The organism is Citrobacter sp. Cpo142 (assembly GCF_030332425.1).
GTDB lineage: Bacteria > Pseudomonadota > Gammaproteobacteria > Enterobacterales > Enterobacteriaceae > Citrobacter > Citrobacter portucalensis.
This window is the reverse complement of sequence record NZ_JAOWHW010000045.1, coordinates 1-15,107: the sequence shown is the minus strand read 5'-3', so window position 1 is coordinate 15,107 and position 15,107 is coordinate 1. Positions and strand designations below refer to the sequence as shown.

Below are 15,107 nucleotides of genomic sequence, written 5' to 3'. Positions count from 1 at the left end.
ATCAAAATCCTCCTGAAGGACCGAACCTGTCCCCGCTATGGCCACGGCGGGGAACAGCTTTAAATTCGAAATTGCCAGCGCCGGAAACGGCCAGCATCCAGAGCATATGCAGGGCATCAGGCCCGTCATCATGGTCAGCTTTGGGGAAGTGCCGGAGCTGGTCGATAAGAGTGGTCTGCGAAGGGTGCAGGCGTATCAGGCCGTTGGCCATATGTGGCTGCAGTGACTCGATGCGCAGGAGCTTATCAACCGAAGGTGTGACGGCTCTGGCAGGAACGGGGATACCCATCGCAGCGGAGCGCTTCACCAGTTCGGTGCGCAGGAACTCCTGGAACTGGACGGACTCGACCGCCCAGACGAGGCAGTTATATTCCCGCTGCAGCTCGATAACGTCAGAGATAATTTTGTCCGGCACACGCTTTCGGATACGCGCTTCAACAACGTCCAGAATGCCGGTAAAGCGGTTGAAACCGCCAACCAGTAACGCAGAAGGGTCACGGCTGTTGCCGTGTTTACCCAGACTCGGGTCACATGCGCCATAGAAGCGCCACTCGTTAAGGCGGTTGACCCAGAAGTTAATGCAGCCGGTAAATGGCGCATCTTCGCCGCTGACGGGATCGTTCTGATATTCCGCATCAAAGGTACTGTGGCCATCACGGGCACGGATGAGCATCAGGGCATAAAGCGGACGCGCAGCCCATGACACAACTGCACCTTCATCCATCTCAGCCTGATGCTCACGGTAGTATGCCTGCGCCAGCATCTGACCATCTTCGTCGTTGTTGCGCAGGATTTCTTCCCACTTATCCCACAGCGACATATTGTGCGGCCAGCTGATAAGCGCCTTGAACCGGGCCCGCGTCCATAGCGGATTTTTAAGGGTACGGGAAAGCACGGAATCGTAGTGCAGGATTGTCCCGATATACACCACATCAAACTTGGCCCCTGCGCCGCCAAGCGGCAGGACGGTTTTTTTGAGCCAGTTATCGAGCTTGTCACGCTGCTCAGGGTTACGCACCAGTTCATCGTTCTCGATATCATCGAGCACAGCCAGGTCAGGACGATACGGGCCATGGCGCAGACCACGCAGCTTTTTGCCACTACCGGCGACCTGAACCTTAATGTCGTTGCGGGTGAGGATGGTCCCGGCCTGCCAGACGCGGCCACCGCCCGTCGCTTCCGGGAAATCCATAAGCAGGCGGGGGTTAAACTGCAGTTCCGCCTTTATCGCCTCCAGCATCGGATAGGCCTGGTCGATGGAGTCCATAATGATGACCGGGTAATGCTTGAGCGCCAGCACAATGCACCAGATGACAAAAAGCTGACTCACGATGGTGGATTTGGCTTCACCACGCGGAGCCGCTATCGCATCGTTCTGGCTTCCCGTAGCCTGGATGATTTCAGGCAGGCGCTTATAGAGATAGTTATGCAATTCACTGCGGGCGGCATGGCGGACATAGTGCGGAAAATAATGCTGCACAAAGTATTCAAACCCCGTTACAGGGTCAGCAACGAGGCCACGACGTTCAGCAATTGCAGCTGCGGAGGGGTCAAAGCCCACATCTTCCGCTTCAATGGTGCGACGAAGACTGGCGGAGAGTTCCGCCAGTTCGGCAAGAAAATCTTTGCTGGATAACTTAGTTCTGGCCATGATTAATTTGCCCTTAACAGCCTGTTAATGGTGATTGCGGAGGGCTTTATTAACCTCGCTGATGAAGCGGTTCATCGACTCGATGCCGGTTTTATCTCGTTCAACATCGAGGCTGTAGCAGCCTGTCGACGTCGCGACGGTTACGTTTTTGCCGCCCGCGAACCGGACGCCCAGCACGTCACTGGCCATCACATAGTTTTCACTGTTAACCCGGATTAACTGGTCAGCCATAGTGTTGCTCCATCTCCTTGCCGAAGGGTTCAAGGATTTCCACGAACGCGGCCAGATGCTTTGGATAGTGCTCGGCGACAAATGCGCTGAGCTTCTGGATAACATCCAGCGCCACCGCCAGCTGGCTTACCTCCGGCAGTATTTTCTTGTTTGCTGCGACGGCTTTGTTAAATGCATCGGCAAGGCTTGCCAGAAGCTCGACGCGTTCCCCCGGAGGGAGCTGAGACTCGGTTGTCAGCAGCTCCAGCGTGGTCTGATACTGGGTCATTAACCCGGTGAGAATGGCGCGGCCAATCTCCTCAAGACCGTTCCCGGCCATAAGGTGAGCGGCGCGTAACTTGTCCCAGTCATCGCCTGCGTCCTGTGCTTCCTTCTTCCAGCGGCGAGCTGTCGCAAATGCCACGCCAGCCTGAGCGGAGGCTATTTCAAGCGACATCTGGCCGAAGATATAAGATCGTCGCAGTTTTTCCCGTGTTTCCTGCGGATGCGCCATATCACAGCTCCAGTTTTGCGCAAATGAGCAGAATGGCTACCGTGATGACGCCGCCCGCGATGCCACCTGTAATCGCACCGGCAGAGGCACCACGTCGAGCGGCATCGTCGCTGATGGTAGTGAGACGAACATCAATCCGGCTCAGCTTGTCATTAATCCCGCCCAGAATGTCCGGGCTGACGGGAGCCTGCAGGCGGTCGAGCTGAGCTGAAATCCGGCTCAGCGTTTCCTGTTCGCTCTGGCTGATTGTCACGCGGCGGGTTCGGCGCTTGTGTCTGGCTTTCATTTGTCCTGTTTCCTGTCCAGTTTGTTATCAATGCGCTCGATAGCCGCTCGCAGCTCCCTCATCGCATCCATCATTGCGGTGTAGTTACTTTTGGCATCCTCACGGCGCTGGTATTCATCCCGGATGCGATCTACCGCCTTTTCCAGGTCGGTGATGTCTTTTTGCAGACGACGTATCCAGATGGTGCCGAAGGTTGCAGCCAGCGCCAGCGCAATCTGAAAGGCCATATCAAGAGTCATAATATTTTTCACTTCCTGTAATACTCGTTTATTGCCTGCAGCCTGCCCTCAAGGAGCTGGCACCATGCGCCGTATTCCGCTGAAAACGACACTATTCCCGTGGGGGAGAGTCCGCCACCGGTGCCTGTGGCCTGGCCGGAATGACCAGAAGTGCCGCTGGCGGTGGCTGGCAGATGCTGACCAGCGGGGAGGCTTTCGGTTCCGGGGTAGCCGAAGGCTTCACGGAAGAGCTGCAGGCCGCCAGGACCAATGCCGGTATAACCAGGACCATCTTTATCAAGTGCATCTTTAAGCCTCTTTTTAAGATCGCGAACAGTCTCGTCATGTGCCTTTTGTTTCTCAGCCAGCTCGCGGGTCAGCGCATCCGCTTTCTGCTGCCAGGCGTTCTGCTTATCAAGCGCAGCCTTCAGGTCAGCTGCATACTGATTCGCAGCGCTGAGCCGCTCCTGATCCCACTGCCGTTCTTTTTCACTGAAACCATCAGTCAGGCTTTGCTTCTCCTTGCTGAAGGCCAGCGCCTGAGCGTCCAGCTTGTTGCCTGTGATGAAGGTGCCGAACCATATCCCGCTACCTGTCAGAACCACGACGACGAGCAGCGGTTTCCAGCTAACCTTCAGGATTTTCTTGGCTGCTTCCCACATCGCGCACCTCTCTGGCTCGTTTGATGGACATATGTTTCGATGCCTGGCTCTGTGCCACCCATGCGCCCAGATAGGTGAGATACAGCTCACCCGGTGTTTCGGGACGGGTAACGGTGAGCCAGACCAGCACGAAGGAACTGACCAGAAAGGCCAGAAAAACGATGGTGTCTGACGTTGAGAGACGACCGGTGGCCGGGTTCGTCACCAGATCGCGCAGAGAGATCGTCATAGCGCCGCCTTAGCGACATTCAGCCGCGCCACGCGGTCAGCCTGACCTTCAGCCGGAGGGTTGATACGGCGGGTGACAGCCAGAAAATCGCCTTTGTCCGCCAGCTCGTTACAGCCATTAGCCTTCCAGTACCAGGCCGCGCTACGGGCGGCGTTGAGATACTCCAGTAGCAAATCGGGATTAGCGATGAGATCGAGGCCCAGCGCCTTACCGCACAGGAGGTAATTATTGCGCAGGGTAATCTGAATCAGTCCACGTCCGCGAAAGCGCCAGCCATCGCCTGACGCTTCATTACCGTTACCACCCTGATTTGCGTAAACATAATTCGCCATTTTTTCAGGGTTACGGGTATAGCGGCGGGCAAATTCAATCTCGCCGGGTTCGATAATACGATTCTTATTGAGATCGAAGTCGCTGCGGAAAATACGCGCCACGCGCTCAGCATCTGAATAATAGAGATTTTCACTGAGCCGACTGAAACCTGCGCTCTCATGGCCGGTTTGTGCAATAAAGGCGGCAAGCCGGGCAAGTGTATTAATCTGGAATTCAGCGGTGGCTTTACTGAATGGTTCAAACCAGCGTTGCGCCATCACTGGCGAAAGGCCTGCTGCTCGCTGAAATTGTGGGAGTGTTAAAAGCATAACGCCATCCGGTTAAAAAGGGATGGCGTCAGTATTTCATCGGGTTATGTGAATAATCAGGTGAAGGGGTTCAGTGGAATTAGTTGTCAAACTGTACAACAAACTGATCTTTTTCTTCACTGTACCATTTCACTGTATATGAAAACACTCTATCAGAAACCGTCAAGTTACAATGTCTGACCGCATTAACCCGGTCATAACTCATTTGAGCGGGTTCAGAGAATTTTTCTCCATTCAGCAACTCGGTAAGAACAGCATGGACATCGGATGAATCACAGCCAGGTAAATCACCTTTGTAAAAATTAATCACTGGGGCAATAAATGCGAAAATGAACATCAGGACATAAACTGATAAAGGGCTAACATTTTTTCCGCCTTGAACACTACTGGCATCATCCGACTCTGATAATGCACTTCCGATTAATTTTTTTCTTTTAAATAGATACAATGGAATGACAATGAAGAATATGAATGCTGAACCAATCCCCCAACGGGCAGGTCTTGCAATGTTATTGGTGATAGCATCTTTGTAAACAGCAACAGAAGCACCGAATATAATTAAAGCAATTAAAAACTCCATGTATATTACCTTTTTAAAAAAGTTCTTGTTGATTGATTGATGTGTTTTGTCTGTGCTGGCTTAGTAACTGCCATCCAAAACGATCGCTGAATCCATACTTAGGGCAAAGAAAGGTCATGGCCATAAGAGAGGAGGAACCCTGCTCACGCACTTCGGCGAACTCAGCAAGAAAGCGACGGTTACGTAATTCACGAAGGGCACGATCACAGCGGGGTAAATAGAGAACTTCGCCGCCAAAGTTCTTGATGAGTAACTGGGTTTTCTCATCGCCGATAGTATCGCGCAGGAGGGCTGCGCGGCTGGCTCCCATAGCGCGGAGGCCTTTACCTATCGGGAACGTGGTGCCACCAAAAGCAGACAGAAGCTGCTCGGTCGCCGGGAAGCCTATCAGGTCAGCTATTTGTATCACTGCTGATGGCAGCAGCTCCGTTACCTGTTCCAGATTCATTATTACGCTCCCGCTTTTTTCGCCGACTCGCATCAATGCTGAGAGCCTGCATGAGTTTGGTTAACTGTTCTGTCGTCAACCACTCGATGTATTTGACGTGGAACATATGATCGCACATTTTCTCGGCATAATTCCACGGACGTTTTGCATCTGCAAGTAATGCATGAATTTTAGCAAGAATTGATTCACGCGTTTTGGCAACTTTTGGGCGTCGACCGTGTTTTGCAGAGTAGCGAGGAAAGCCCTTATCATGCATATATTCCCTGACAGCCTGCAGTTCGTCGAGGGTGCATTTAGTGGATGATGTTTTACCGTTGCATAAGCGAGACAGAACACTACGGTAGGTTACATCATCCCACCCCAGATATGCCTGACCGGCTTTAATTGCCCCTATAAGACCTCGTTTTGCTGGCGTGGACATAATATTTCTCCTGTTGGTTGCCATTATCGCAGGCACTTTATGAAGTGCCTGCTGTAATGACTTACTTTAAAGGTTCCATTTTGCTGACGGATATACCACCGATTTTCCCTTCAACCCTGACAACCAGACGACCATTGCGCATATGCCAGGCTGCTGAGCGGGTTATTACAATCTCTCGCTCCGATACACCTGGTGTCAGGTAATAATGGAACTGCGAGCCAACGGGGAAGCGCTGGTTAAACGTCTTTGCTGTCAGATTTCTCAGGAGATGTCTCATCGGTTTCCTCCAGATTCGCATCGGTCGCGATAATGCTCAAAGGCCATAAGAGAAAGGCAAACCAGCAATTCTGGCGGGATAGATTAGCTAATCCCACTAATCGGACAAGGATGCATACCCAACACCAGCCAAGTGTTAAATACATCGCCAGAAATATGAGGACTAAAGCTATATCCATCACTTTATCCCCCGCAGTTTCTTGAAAGATTCAATCGCCTTTTTCATATCAGCCTGAGTACCCTTATTGCGAACTGTACGGTTGCTGGCGTCGTAATAGTTGAAGCGCAACTTAAGCGGCACCGCCAACAACTCGACAACCTGACTGTTATCGCGAAAGTACCAGACTCGGCGGTTTCCGTTATCCAGGAACTTACAACCGGATACGCTATGCATGACCCACCTCCATTGACGGGCCGCGTTTGCGATAGGCCGCAATCGACACGCTTTCCCAGTTCTGGTAGAGGAACAGCAGGCCCAGCTCACAGGCGCGATCAAACTCCCTGGTTGCGCCGGTGCTCTTTTCCCACCCGTCTAGGAGGAAAACAGCATCAGCCTGCTCAAGCATGGACAATGTAATTTGCAGGTACTGCTCATGCTGCAGGCCGTCCGGAAGAATGGCCGGGTTAAGAACGGTGAAGCCGCGCTCTTCCAGGATGCGAGCCTCAGCGTTGAATTCATCGCGGTTAAAGTTGTGATACCCAGTCATTGGCCCGGCAATGAAAACCACTGGCTTACGCTCAGAATGTTTATTTATATTCATCAGAGGTACCTCACATGATTTTTCCAGCGGTTCTGTGCAGCGCTGCGTTTCTTTTTGTCGCACCACTCGTTGCCAGGCTGGGGTATCGTTGCTGGCCAGCCTGTCATCGCTTTACGGTTACTAAATTTGAAGGGCATGCGCAGCAGTCTTCTTGCTTTGCGGTTTGTCATTTGGCTGCCTCCTCAGAGCGGAACATCATGATTGTCAGAGCACCCTTTGTGGCGAGACGAACGGTAGTACCAGGCTCAATGCTCTGCAGATCGAAGGCATCGTACAACTCATCAACAGCCTTCTGGCGACGTGATGACTTACGATGCTTATCCCAAGATTTCAGGACAACAGAGGTAAACCACTTACCGCTCTGGACCATGATGAATAGCCAACCCGTGAAGGCGAGTCCGGTATTCAGAATTTCGGTGATCGTCATTTGCCATTCTCCGTTTGGGAAATGGATAAGAGCATGGCGGCGCGGCAGGCGTTCCAGCCATTGTTGTAGCTCCACAGCAGCGGGTGGTCATCACTGTCGATATCATCCTCCAGGGCATCAGGCACAGATACCGGCACTGGATGGGCGGTGTATACCTCACGAACAGGAAGCTCCTCATTAAATCGATAGTGGTCAACATCGCTATCGCTGATGCTCTTCCAGTTTCCACCGTGCGTTTTGACCTGCCAGCCTGCGGGCTCAGCGGCCAGCGATGCCAACGTATTAGCGCGAGCGAGCTGGACATCAAGCGCTGTAGCCAGTCGGCTGACCAGCTTTGCTATCTCGATTAAGGGGGTATCAGCCCCCATTGCTGCTGCGAATTCATGGCCAGCCCGCACCAGTTCTTTGACTGGTGATGTTTCCAGTTGAGGCGAGGTTTTCATTTTGTCACTCCGATCTGTTCGCATTTATTAGCTGAACTGCTTACCGCGTGATGCAGCTGCGCATTGCGGCCAGCCAGATAACCCTCGTTTTCCGCCTTATCTGTTCCCCTGGCTTTGCCGGGTTTACGCGGCTCCAGCTTTTTCATGCCTTCGCTTAATTTCCTGCTGCGGTAACACTCCATCAGCGTTGTCTCCGCATCCGTGACGGCGAAATCACTGACAACGGCATAAGCACCGTTGACCCAGGCGGAGCAGAAGATATCTGCGCGGGCAACTTTGGTGGCCTGTTTGATGTTCTTGCGTAATGTGGAGAGGTAATCACGGCGGGCTTTCGCCAGTTGCTTACCCAGAACTTCGAATGAATATGCCGCTATCTGAGGGCGTTCGTCGGGGCCGTAATAGTGTATGGTGCGTTTTGCTGGCTTGCCCCACTGCTCAGTGCCATGGCTGGTATAAAACTTCACACCAAAAACGCGGGCGACCATCTCTGCCAGTATTGCCATATATTCCGGCATCTTCTCAGCATGAGAGGGGGCCTTCTGGGTAGAAGCTTCATTGATATCCATCAAATCAGCATCAGCCTCAGTCAGCTTGTGGGTTTCCATCAGACGCTGAGCGCGGCGGAGGGCAAGTGCGGCTTCTTCGGCGCTGGAGTTATTACGCGCCATCGCGAGCAGCTTTTTAATTCTCTGGATATATTTCTCTTTATTTTCCATTGTTCAACTCCTGAATTTGGCGTAAGCCAGCCCCTGCGGGTTTACGCCATTTTTAAAAGTGATTTAAATTACGGTTAAAATCAGTTCACGGGTTTCAGCGATTTAATATTCGCGAAATAAGGCTCCTGATTTATTTCCACGACCGTGACCTTATAAAGGTCATTTGCCACATCTACCGTTCTGACTACACGGCCACCGCGTAAACCTGTGGCTGGCTGATAGATAAATGAACTGACTTTAGGGTAAAGGGCATTGAATTCTTTAGCTTTCATCTGGAACACCCCAGCCACGATGCGCGGCATGACGACAGAACTCCATACGCGAAGCCGCATAAATGGAGTTCACCTCCATTTTTGCCAGACTGAATGCCAGCTTCCATGAATCCGCTGCCCGCTGAAACTCGCCGTTCTGTTCGGCAATGACAGCGCTGGTTGCATACGACATGAATGGGCTGCAAGGCTTGCCCGCTTTAGCACGATCAAACAGAATGGCCATCTCACACCCCCACGCCAGCGATATCGAGAGGGATGGCGCGATACTGATCGCTTTCACCAACGCGCTCATAAACACGGATATAAGAACGGCTGCCGACAACCTGAACAGCCTCGCCGATGGCCTCCATCGCCTTGACCCAGCGAGCGTCTGTAATATCGAGGCGGCGCAATGCCAGAACCGCGCCGGTGTTAACTTCACCTTCTTTTTCCGTCTGGAATGCACGAGTGATGATGGCGCGAATCTCCGGGCGGGCATTCTCGGTCCAGTCTGCCAGACATTCATCAATCAGCGATTTAGCAGCCTGCAGGCGCTCGTCAAATGCGATACGGTCCTGCATGGCACGCTGGACCTTATAGCGGCCATCATAGCTGTAGAGCGTGACGTTACCTTTTTTGCCGCCCAGGCTGACGCCGTACTGACTGGCGGAGATATCAACGAAGGCTCCGATATCGGAAAAGCCGCTAAGCTTGAACTCTGCCAGTGCAGCACTCAGGGCCGTCGATTTTTCGACGATGCTACGCACCAGATCGTCACGCATCTGGTCGGTATCTTTGATCAGACTGACAGGGGTCAGTACGCCCTTGGCGTCAATCCAGTAACCCTCTGGCGCTGTTTTTTCAGTGAATTGCTTGTTTTCAGTGGACATTTTTACTCTCCTTAAATTGACGCGCTACTTTCTTAACTGCTTCGTTAGCCTTTGCCAGCACATGACCAGCCAGACCTTTACCCACTTTGTCAGCCACTTTGCTGACGATATCGCTGTCGCCGTCATCAGGGATAACCCTGCAACCGACTTCAAAACCGCGAGATTTGTCTTTTATTTCAATAACAATCTTTGCCATATATCCCTCTGCTTAATGAAGTGATTCAGACCAGACCACCCGACATCCGCTTTCATCCTGATAAACGCCCTGGCGAAAGCGCCCGTGGCGGTCATTGCCTGTGATATCAAACCGAGCCAGACCCTCTTTTTTCATCCGCTCGCACCATGCATGGCGCACGATACGAATGACCGGCTGTGTGTTGCGCAGGGATACACTTTTCACCTGAACTCCCTGTGCTGACAGAAATAAAATCAGCGTTTCTGCCCGGATCAACGCAGAGATAACGCCTGCGTTGTCGGTGTTTCCTGATGTTCTGGTCATGGTTAAATCCTCAGTTAATGAGCATTTCTGCGAACTTGCGGACAGCGCCTGCGCTGACTGCATGGCCACTGATATCGCTGTGACGACTGACACCGCGCACCAGTTTGAAAAGACGTCTGGCGTTTCCGTTGCTCGCCCGGAATAGCGCCTCAGATACGTCAGGGTTCTCAGCATCCGGCAGCATACTGATCGCGATATCGCTGATATCGGCCTGCGGCAGGGATTCGCCGATGTTGAGCGCCAGACCCACGCGGCTGAAAAGCTGCTGATACTCACCGCGCTTGCCTTTAAGGTTGATAATGAGGCGAGGCATCCCGGCCAGAACGACACCGATACCGGCTTTGTCGTGGATGCGGCGCAGTGTTTCCAGCGCACGGTATGGAAGGTTCTCAGCCTCATCGACCATCAGGAGGCGACCTGAATCACGCAGGGCAGCAATACAGGCTTCGCTGAGTTCATGCATGTTGCCGCGTTTGCTGAGGCCAAGCAGCCCACACAGCTCTTCGAGCACAACACGGGCGGTATAGCCGGGGTCGGCTTCTATCAGCAGCGCATCACGATGTCTGGACGCGTATTCGCGCAAAATCATGGTTTTACCCAGGCCAGCAGCACCATAGAGAACGTTGATCTCACCATCCAGGTGCGCCAGGCGAATGACCTCAATCCCCTTGCGGGAGGTCACTGTGGGGATATAGCGCGGCGTGATGCGACGCGATTTTTCCTTGTCGGCTTCGCGGGCAATGAAGCTGCGGGCCAGCTCGTCGATGCTGTCCACATCACCCTGATATTTTCCCTGCAGGTACTGATTAACCACTGCCGGGCTTTTACCAAAAGCGCGGGCTACCTGTGTCTGGCTGTAACCCTTACGGGACATAAGTTCATTCAGTTCTGTTTGTAGGCTCATATGTCTCTCACTTACCGGGTATTACCGGTTTTTTTCAGATATTCATCGCGGTCGGTTTCGAGGAAGAAATAATGCTCTTCTTCCGTAATCCGGCTGAATTCAGCCGGGATAAAACTCCCCAGATCGTCGAAGCGCTGGCCCGGTAATACAGAGCGGCCCTCTGCTTCAATTTCCTGGCGTTTGTCTTCAATACGGTTGAGGCGGCGCTGGCGGCGTTTCTCAACAGCCACATCCATTGCACTCACCGGTATTGCGGCACGTTTATTACCGTTCCAGATCGCAGTACAGACGTAGGTACCATCCATCCGGCGAACGATAACGGAAGAGGGATCGTGAATATCGAAAGCCACCCGGACCTCTTCGCTATCCACCTGGATTAATTCTTCAGAGAAGTAGTCGTTGTTAAACAGGCGCAACCAGCCACGCTGCGCGGTACGCACCATCTCCGGCATAAAGGCTTCGCGCAGCTCAACATCAGTCAGATATTCAATATCGTCACCTTCAGCTTCGAGAACGGCACGACGATAGGCAGCCGGAGTCATGTGACGCCCGTTACGTTTTGGAAGCTCACGATGTTCATGCGTGTTGTTGTATGCATCAACTTCGCTGGCGATTGCGTCAAGCAGCTGCTGCCAGGAGGGCAATTTACCAAGGGCATTACGCTGTACTGGCGTCAGCTCCCGTCCGTTCTCCTGCGCCTTGATGGCTGACTGGATGGCACGCGACGTGATGCGGGCATGCTCCCGGTCAGCACTGTCGCCGCTGAACGTATCGAACTGCATGGCCACGCGGCGGGGAACCCCCTTGTTAAGCCGTTCGATGATGCCGCGAGACTGAGGACGCCCCGGAATGCTGGTCGGGTGCTCAATACCAAGGCGGCTGAAAATACCCGTAACATCGGCATCAAGCGTTTTGTTTGTTTCACCGCCGCCGTTATCGGAATACACAAATAACGGTTTGCCGAAATGACGCATGGCGTAACGGTAGGCATCAGCAACAGCAATAACGCTTTCTGAAAGTGCCAGGCTCCAGCCCGTAATAAAGCGTGTCCGGCCATCAATAATTAACGTCAGCTCTGGAGTGAACGGGCGTCCATGGTCAGGGTGTGCCACTTTCATCTCAAGGGATTTACCATCCGCAATCCAGCAGCCATTAACCGGCATAAGAGACCAGTCACGTTTCTGGAAGCACTCATAAGCCAGCGCAGCAGAACCACTTACACGGCCACGGGCTTTCTCACGGCGTGGCAGCTTTTCCATGGCACGACGAACGGCATCATAAGAAGGGCATGCAACAGCCATTGCAGGCTGGTCAGCATAGATAACGGACCACTCTTCCTGAAAATCCCGGTATGCCTCGCGCAGGCTTGGGCCTTTGCGGTTACGCCAGTGAGCAAGGAACGCCGGGAGCCAGGTAATCTGCTCAGGCTTCTTCGCTTTAAGATGGCCAGGGGCCAGCATGGCCATACGCTCAACGCCTGGCTTTGTGGATTCAAAAATGGTCAGCCATTCCTGGAGGCTACGGGTACCAACACCGGCACGGCTGGAGCCTTTGCGGGCATTGGCCATCTCAGCAGCCTTAAGCAGATGTGCAGGCAGTGTACCTTTACGAGACTCGATAGAGATGTAGTTAACCGCTGCGGTACGGGACATCCCGGCATCGCGCAGTTTCTCCACTTCCATTGCCAGAACAGCACGAGCATCGGCGATCTCTTTCTGTTTATCAGTCAGAGAGCCCACTTCACGCTCAAGAAGAGCCGGGCACTGGCGAATCAGAGCAAGTTTACCGTTATCAGATGAACCTATATTCGAACTGGTTTTGGTTTCTTTTGTACTTACCTGTTGAGTTGATAATATTTCTTTGTAATAACGGTTCTTTAATTCTTCCTGAGTCACAATCGGTAACGAATCAATGTGGTATTCAAACGCTTTTGTACCAGTGCGTTTTCTTCTCATTGATGGATTCTTGGATGCAAGATTGTCCAAAAATTTCCGACAACCTCTCTCTGTTGCTGGTACACCAGCACATCCAGCTAACTCAGATACCGTCGACCACATCACAGCACCTCACAATATCTTGAAGGCCAGATAACCGACGGTTCAACGCCTATTGCGGAAGCAATAATGCGCTCACCCTTAGGGTATTTACGGTCTAAAGCGTTATTGAGAGTGCGGGCATTTAAACCAGCGTTACGGGATAAACCAGCCAGGGTGGTCCCTTTCTTACGTAACTCGGCAATGATGTCAGCACGATGCCAATCACAAGAAGTGATTCCATTTGTTGATGTTTTCTGAGATTCTACTCGTTTATACATAGTAATAACTCATCTGTCTTACACACTGTAATAGTAGTGTTGATCACTAAAAGGAAAATTACAAGCTTTATTGGTTCCTTTTGTGACTCAAATGACAACTATCGCGAACATGCATCTAACACTGGAGGAATCAATGAGTTATACAGAAAAGGATCCGCATAACGAAAACGGCCCAAAAGTTCCTTTAAGTGATAATCAAAAAGGAACCACTTTTAGCGACAGGTTGCGGAAAGCGATAGACGGCAAGAGCATCCGTCAATTTGCGGCTGATTGCGGAATTAGTTATGGGGCGATGCATAAGTACTTTGCTGGCCACACACAACCGACACTGGACAACTTAGTTGTGCTGGCCCGTACAGCTGGAGTGAGTATCGAATGGCTTGCTACGGGTGAGCAGAGCAGTACTGGTACCAATTTAATTTCAAGGCCAGCAACTCCACCAAGTACAGCCATAAATGATGTGCATGGAAATGAAGTTGATTTAGAAGAGTTCATTTTTGTGCCGCGCTATAACGTGACTGCGTCTGCGGGCTACGGTGCTTGGAATGATGATGAAACGCCTATGTTCACGGTATCATTTAGACGTTATTGGGTGGTTAATCATTTAAAGGCTGATCCCAAACAGCTGTCTGTTATCAGCGTGCAAGGCGACTCGATGGAAGGCGTCCTGAACGACAAAGATATCATCCTTGTAAATCATGGTGATCGGGAACCTAGAGAGGGAATCTATGTATTGCGACTCGATGGACAATTAATCGTAAAACGAGTGCAGCGCTTGCCAGGAGCACAACTCATTGTTACGAGCACAAACCCGGTTTACAAGCCGTTCAACATTGACCTTAACAATGTCCCATCGGATTTTTGTATTGTTGGCAAAGTGGTCTGGTATGGGCGGGTCATTTAACAGTTTTTAAAACATGTTTAATACCGATCTCATTGCTCTCAAACCAGTGCAAAAGTTAGCGCATTATTTCTCATAATCTATCATTTTCTGTCGAGCTGTGCGGAATCCTCACCGCGCCTCGCAACCCCCGTCATTCATGGCCTCAGCGCCTTTCTTCCCCCACATAACCACCATGCAGAAACGATCACCTCCCCACATTCGGAGGTGGGAATCATCAGTTACCTCATCCAGCAGGAGTGCACAGGCTTTTGCCAGTATCAACGAAGAGCGGTCCAAATCCTTCAACGTCCTCAACCGCTTCTTTTGCCCTGCTTTTTTAGCCTCTCCCGCAATATTAGTGATTAGCATATCCAAAACATCGATGGCTTCATCCAGCGCAATGACCTCCAATGATTTAACAAAGGCAATAAGTATCGCTGTACGTTTCTTCATGGGGATACGAACTATCTTTTTTACCGAGGTTACATTGGCATAGCGAGCAAGACTTTTTAGCTGAGCCGGTGGAAGGCCTGTAAAATCAAGTTGCTGAAAACCCAGTTGGTGCAATTTGTTATAACGATCAAGTGCATCGTTAAATGCAGGACTACTGACTGTCACAGGACCTTTTTTCAGTTGCTCGAACATGGATACTCTCTGACCTTCACTAAAGCTCAGTAATTCATCCAGTTGTCGTTTCTGTTCATCATTGGGCAATGCCAGTAATCTTTGCCAAAGACGGTTTGCTGCTCGTTCGCGGATTTCGGTGATCACTCTGGAGAGTGTTGTGGTTCCTGGTAATAAAATTGGCACTGTTGCAAATAGTCGGTGGTGATAAACTTATCATCCCCTTTTGCTGATGGAGCTGCACATGAACCCATTCAAA

At 51.6% G+C, this 15,107-nt stretch carries 27 protein-coding genes and 1 pseudogene; 1 reads left to right on the top strand and 27 read right to left on the bottom strand.

Features of this window, described 5'->3' with window-relative positions; all coding sequences use genetic code 11:
• Position 1: 1 nt before the first annotated feature.
• From terL to OGY18_RS01975, 26 genes are all read right to left on the bottom strand, one after another.
• Positions 2 to 1,651: a phage terminase large subunit gene (terL, locus tag OGY18_RS02100; RefSeq protein WP_065944687.1), complete on the bottom strand. Its 1,650-nt coding sequence runs from the start codon at positions 1,649 to 1,651 to the stop codon at positions 2 to 4.
• A 24-nt stretch (positions 1,652 to 1,675) separates the two neighbouring features.
• Positions 1,676 to 1,882, bottom strand: coding sequence for a hypothetical protein (locus tag OGY18_RS02095; protein WP_063930090.1), 207 nt, complete (start codon positions 1,880 to 1,882; stop codon positions 1,676 to 1,678).
• The gene (locus OGY18_RS02090) at positions 1,875 to 2,375 is read right to left on the bottom strand and encodes a DUF1804 family protein (protein ID WP_000941096.1); all 501 of its coding nucleotides are present in this window, start codon (positions 2,373 to 2,375) and stop codon (positions 1,875 to 1,877) included. The genes OGY18_RS02095 and OGY18_RS02090 overlap by 8 nt, the downstream gene beginning before the upstream one ends.
• 1 nt (position 2,376) lies before the next feature.
• The gene (locus OGY18_RS02085) at positions 2,377 to 2,661 is read right to left on the bottom strand and encodes a hypothetical protein (RefSeq protein WP_286551506.1); all 285 of its coding nucleotides are present in this window, start codon (positions 2,659 to 2,661) and stop codon (positions 2,377 to 2,379) included.
• Positions 2,658 to 2,900 carry a hypothetical protein gene (locus OGY18_RS02080; RefSeq protein WP_000171281.1) on the bottom strand — a complete coding sequence of 81 codons (243 nt, stop codon included), beginning with the start codon at positions 2,898 to 2,900 and terminating at the stop codon, positions 2,658 to 2,660. Before OGY18_RS02080 ends, OGY18_RS02085 begins: the two co-directional genes overlap by 4 nt.
• A gap of 8 nt (positions 2,901 to 2,908) precedes the next feature.
• Positions 2,909 to 3,541 carry an OmpH family outer membrane protein gene (locus OGY18_RS02075; RefSeq protein ID WP_130938582.1) on the bottom strand — a complete coding sequence of 211 codons (633 nt, stop codon included), beginning with the start codon at positions 3,539 to 3,541 and terminating at the stop codon, positions 2,909 to 2,911.
• Positions 3,507 to 3,770, bottom strand: a complete 264-nt coding sequence (locus OGY18_RS02070; RefSeq protein ID WP_130938581.1) for a DUF2644 domain-containing protein — start codon at positions 3,768 to 3,770, stop codon at positions 3,507 to 3,509. Before OGY18_RS02070 ends, OGY18_RS02075 begins: the two co-directional genes overlap by 35 nt.
• A complete protein-coding gene (locus OGY18_RS02065; RefSeq protein ID WP_130938580.1) occupies positions 3,767 to 4,411 on the bottom strand; it encodes a glycoside hydrolase family 19 protein in 645 nt (214 codons plus the stop codon). The genes OGY18_RS02070 and OGY18_RS02065 overlap by 4 nt, the downstream gene beginning before the upstream one ends.
• Before the next feature lie 79 nt (positions 4,412 to 4,490).
• Positions 4,491 to 4,991 carry a hypothetical protein gene (locus tag OGY18_RS02060; RefSeq protein WP_286551499.1) on the bottom strand — a complete coding sequence of 167 codons (501 nt, stop codon included), beginning with the start codon at positions 4,989 to 4,991 and terminating at the stop codon, positions 4,491 to 4,493.
• Positions 4,992 to 5,004: 13 nt separating this feature from the next.
• Positions 5,005 to 5,439: a Mor transcription activator family protein gene (locus OGY18_RS02055; protein ID WP_286551497.1), complete on the bottom strand. Its 435-nt coding sequence runs from the start codon at positions 5,437 to 5,439 to the stop codon at positions 5,005 to 5,007.
• Positions 5,384 to 5,860 carry a gp16 family protein gene (locus tag OGY18_RS02050; protein ID WP_075200115.1) on the bottom strand — a complete coding sequence of 159 codons (477 nt, stop codon included), beginning with the start codon at positions 5,858 to 5,860 and terminating at the stop codon, positions 5,384 to 5,386. Before OGY18_RS02050 ends, OGY18_RS02055 begins: the two co-directional genes overlap by 56 nt.
• Positions 5,861 to 5,921: 61 nt before the next feature.
• Positions 5,922 to 6,137 carry a hypothetical protein gene (locus OGY18_RS02045; protein WP_071884826.1) on the bottom strand — a complete coding sequence of 72 codons (216 nt, stop codon included), beginning with the start codon at positions 6,135 to 6,137 and terminating at the stop codon, positions 5,922 to 5,924.
• A gap of 177 nt (positions 6,138 to 6,314) precedes the next feature.
• Positions 6,315 to 6,530 carry a hypothetical protein gene (locus OGY18_RS02040; protein ID WP_039261756.1) on the bottom strand — a complete coding sequence of 72 codons (216 nt, stop codon included), beginning with the start codon at positions 6,528 to 6,530 and terminating at the stop codon, positions 6,315 to 6,317.
• Positions 6,523 to 6,897 carry a DUF4406 domain-containing protein gene (locus tag OGY18_RS02035; protein WP_039262133.1) on the bottom strand — a complete coding sequence of 125 codons (375 nt, stop codon included), beginning with the start codon at positions 6,895 to 6,897 and terminating at the stop codon, positions 6,523 to 6,525. The genes OGY18_RS02040 and OGY18_RS02035 overlap by 8 nt, the downstream gene beginning before the upstream one ends.
• The gene (locus tag OGY18_RS02030; protein WP_158513304.1) at positions 6,897 to 7,067 is read right to left on the bottom strand and encodes a hypothetical protein; all 171 of its coding nucleotides are present in this window, start codon (positions 7,065 to 7,067) and stop codon (positions 6,897 to 6,899) included. The genes OGY18_RS02035 and OGY18_RS02030 overlap by 1 nt, the downstream gene beginning before the upstream one ends.
• A complete protein-coding gene (locus OGY18_RS02025) occupies positions 7,064 to 7,324 on the bottom strand; it encodes a DUF4752 family protein (RefSeq protein WP_286551495.1) in 261 nt (86 codons plus the stop codon). The genes OGY18_RS02030 and OGY18_RS02025 overlap by 4 nt, the downstream gene beginning before the upstream one ends.
• Positions 7,321 to 7,767, bottom strand: a complete 447-nt coding sequence (locus OGY18_RS02020) for a hypothetical protein (protein WP_200484488.1) — start codon at positions 7,765 to 7,767, stop codon at positions 7,321 to 7,323. Before OGY18_RS02020 ends, OGY18_RS02025 begins: the two co-directional genes overlap by 4 nt.
• On the bottom strand, positions 7,764 to 8,483 hold the full coding sequence (locus OGY18_RS02015) for a DUF2786 domain-containing protein (RefSeq protein WP_130938576.1): 720 nt from the start codon (positions 8,481 to 8,483) through the stop codon (positions 7,764 to 7,766). The genes OGY18_RS02020 and OGY18_RS02015 overlap by 4 nt, the downstream gene beginning before the upstream one ends.
• An 80-nt stretch (positions 8,484 to 8,563) precedes the next feature.
• Positions 8,564 to 8,755, bottom strand: coding sequence for a hypothetical protein (locus OGY18_RS02010; RefSeq protein ID WP_286551487.1), 192 nt, complete (start codon positions 8,753 to 8,755; stop codon positions 8,564 to 8,566).
• Complete coding sequence (locus OGY18_RS02005) at positions 8,745 to 8,978, bottom strand: ANR family transcriptional regulator (protein WP_032663813.1); 234 nt, start codon at positions 8,976 to 8,978, stop codon at positions 8,745 to 8,747. The genes OGY18_RS02010 and OGY18_RS02005 overlap by 11 nt, the downstream gene beginning before the upstream one ends.
• A gap of 1 nt (position 8,979) precedes the next feature.
• Positions 8,980 to 9,624, bottom strand: coding sequence for a DUF3164 family protein (locus OGY18_RS02000; protein ID WP_032663814.1), 645 nt, complete (start codon positions 9,622 to 9,624; stop codon positions 8,980 to 8,982).
• Positions 9,614 to 9,820: a hypothetical protein gene (locus OGY18_RS01995; protein ID WP_032663816.1), complete on the bottom strand. Its 207-nt coding sequence runs from the start codon at positions 9,818 to 9,820 to the stop codon at positions 9,614 to 9,616. Before OGY18_RS01995 ends, OGY18_RS02000 begins: the two co-directional genes overlap by 11 nt.
• A 12-nt stretch (positions 9,821 to 9,832) precedes the next feature.
• Positions 9,833 to 10,123 (bottom strand): hypothetical protein, encoded by a 291-nt coding sequence (locus OGY18_RS01990; protein WP_023311925.1) that lies wholly within the window; start codon positions 10,121 to 10,123, stop codon positions 9,833 to 9,835.
• Between the two features lie 10 nt (positions 10,124 to 10,133).
• Positions 10,134 to 11,027, bottom strand: coding sequence for an AAA family ATPase (locus OGY18_RS01985; RefSeq protein ID WP_023311926.1), 894 nt, complete (start codon positions 11,025 to 11,027; stop codon positions 10,134 to 10,136).
• A gap of 11 nt (positions 11,028 to 11,038) precedes the next feature.
• A complete protein-coding gene (locus OGY18_RS01980) occupies positions 11,039 to 13,084 on the bottom strand; it encodes a Mu transposase C-terminal domain-containing protein (RefSeq protein WP_286551485.1) in 2,046 nt (681 codons plus the stop codon).
• A complete protein-coding gene (locus OGY18_RS01975; protein ID WP_023311692.1) occupies positions 13,084 to 13,341 on the bottom strand; it encodes a helix-turn-helix domain-containing protein in 258 nt (85 codons plus the stop codon). Before OGY18_RS01975 ends, OGY18_RS01980 begins: the two co-directional genes overlap by 1 nt.
• A gap of 133 nt (positions 13,342 to 13,474) precedes the next feature.
• Here OGY18_RS01975 and OGY18_RS01970 point away from each other — a divergent pair, with 133 nt between their 5' ends.
• Positions 13,475 to 14,245, top strand: a complete 771-nt coding sequence (locus OGY18_RS01970; protein WP_032663819.1) for an XRE family transcriptional regulator — start codon at positions 13,475 to 13,477, stop codon at positions 14,243 to 14,245.
• Positions 14,246 to 14,443: 198 nt separating this feature from the next.
• Here OGY18_RS01970 and OGY18_RS01965 read toward each other — a convergent pair.
• Positions 14,444 to 15,028, bottom strand: a pseudogene (locus OGY18_RS01965) (Tn3 family transposase); the annotation flags it as partial.
• Positions 15,029 to 15,107: the final 79 nt, after the last annotated feature.

What these genes read in the sequence shown, in the direction of transcription:
- OGY18_RS02035 (WP_039262133.1), bottom strand. Translation starts at nt 6,897, where the DNA reads ATGAATATAAATAAACATTCTGAGCGTAAGCCAGTGGTTTTCATTGCC.
- OGY18_RS01975 (WP_023311692.1), bottom strand. Translation starts at nt 13,341, where the DNA reads ATGTATAAACGAGTAGAATCTCAGAAAACATCAACAAATGGAATCACT.
- OGY18_RS02050 (WP_075200115.1), bottom strand. Translation starts at nt 5,860, where the DNA reads ATGTCCACGCCAGCAAAACGAGGTCTTATAGGGGCAATTAAAGCCGGT.
- OGY18_RS02010 (WP_286551487.1), bottom strand. Translation starts at nt 8,755, where the DNA reads ATGAAAGCTAAAGAATTCAATGCCCTTTACCCTAAAGTCAGTTCATTT.
- OGY18_RS01990 (WP_023311925.1), bottom strand. Translation starts at nt 10,123, where the DNA reads ATGACCAGAACATCAGGAAACACCGACAACGCAGGCGTTATCTCTGCG.
- OGY18_RS02095 (WP_063930090.1), bottom strand. Translation starts at nt 1,882, where the DNA reads ATGGCTGACCAGTTAATCCGGGTTAACAGTGAAAACTATGTGATGGCC.
- OGY18_RS02015 (WP_130938576.1), bottom strand. Translation starts at nt 8,483, where the DNA reads ATGGAAAATAAAGAGAAATATATCCAGAGAATTAAAAAGCTGCTCGCG.
- OGY18_RS02065 (WP_130938580.1), bottom strand. Translation starts at nt 4,411, where the DNA reads ATGCTTTTAACACTCCCACAATTTCAGCGAGCAGCAGGCCTTTCGCCA.
- OGY18_RS02005 (WP_032663813.1), bottom strand. Translation starts at nt 8,978, where the DNA reads ATGGCCATTCTGTTTGATCGTGCTAAAGCGGGCAAGCCTTGCAGCCCA.
- OGY18_RS01985 (WP_023311926.1), bottom strand. Translation starts at nt 11,027, where the DNA reads ATGAGCCTACAAACAGAACTGAATGAACTTATGTCCCGTAAGGGTTAC.
- OGY18_RS01995 (WP_032663816.1), bottom strand. Translation starts at nt 9,820, where the DNA reads ATGGCAAAGATTGTTATTGAAATAAAAGACAAATCTCGCGGTTTTGAA.
- OGY18_RS02070 (WP_130938581.1), bottom strand. Translation starts at nt 3,770, where the DNA reads ATGACGATCTCTCTGCGCGATCTGGTGACGAACCCGGCCACCGGTCGT.
- OGY18_RS02020 (WP_200484488.1), bottom strand. Translation starts at nt 7,767, where the DNA reads ATGAAAACCTCGCCTCAACTGGAAACATCACCAGTCAAAGAACTGGTG.
- terL (WP_065944687.1), bottom strand. Translation starts at nt 1,651, where the DNA reads ATGGCCAGAACTAAGTTATCCAGCAAAGATTTTCTTGCCGAACTGGCG.
- OGY18_RS02045 (WP_071884826.1), bottom strand. Translation starts at nt 6,137, where the DNA reads ATGAGACATCTCCTGAGAAATCTGACAGCAAAGACGTTTAACCAGCGC.
- OGY18_RS01980 (WP_286551485.1), bottom strand. Translation starts at nt 13,084, where the DNA reads ATGTGGTCGACGGTATCTGAGTTAGCTGGATGTGCTGGTGTACCAGCA.
- OGY18_RS02025 (WP_286551495.1), bottom strand. Translation starts at nt 7,324, where the DNA reads ATGACGATCACCGAAATTCTGAATACCGGACTCGCCTTCACGGGTTGG.
- OGY18_RS02080 (WP_000171281.1), bottom strand. Translation starts at nt 2,900, where the DNA reads ATGACTCTTGATATGGCCTTTCAGATTGCGCTGGCGCTGGCTGCAACC.
- OGY18_RS01970 (WP_032663819.1), top strand. Translation starts at nt 13,475, where the DNA reads ATGAGTTATACAGAAAAGGATCCGCATAACGAAAACGGCCCAAAAGTT.
- OGY18_RS02060 (WP_286551499.1), bottom strand. Translation starts at nt 4,991, where the DNA reads ATGGAGTTTTTAATTGCTTTAATTATATTCGGTGCTTCTGTTGCTGTT.
- OGY18_RS02075 (WP_130938582.1), bottom strand. Translation starts at nt 3,541, where the DNA reads ATGTGGGAAGCAGCCAAGAAAATCCTGAAGGTTAGCTGGAAACCGCTG.
- OGY18_RS02085 (WP_286551506.1), bottom strand. Translation starts at nt 2,661, where the DNA reads ATGAAAGCCAGACACAAGCGCCGAACCCGCCGCGTGACAATCAGCCAG.
- OGY18_RS02030 (WP_158513304.1), bottom strand. Translation starts at nt 7,067, where the DNA reads ATGACAAACCGCAAAGCAAGAAGACTGCTGCGCATGCCCTTCAAATTT.
- OGY18_RS02090 (WP_000941096.1), bottom strand. Translation starts at nt 2,375, where the DNA reads ATGGCGCATCCGCAGGAAACACGGGAAAAACTGCGACGATCTTATATC.
- OGY18_RS02040 (WP_039261756.1), bottom strand. Translation starts at nt 6,530, where the DNA reads ATGCATAGCGTATCCGGTTGTAAGTTCCTGGATAACGGAAACCGCCGA.
- OGY18_RS02000 (WP_032663814.1), bottom strand. Translation starts at nt 9,624, where the DNA reads ATGTCCACTGAAAACAAGCAATTCACTGAAAAAACAGCGCCAGAGGGT.
- OGY18_RS02055 (WP_286551497.1), bottom strand. Translation starts at nt 5,439, where the DNA reads ATGAATCTGGAACAGGTAACGGAGCTGCTGCCATCAGCAGTGATACAA.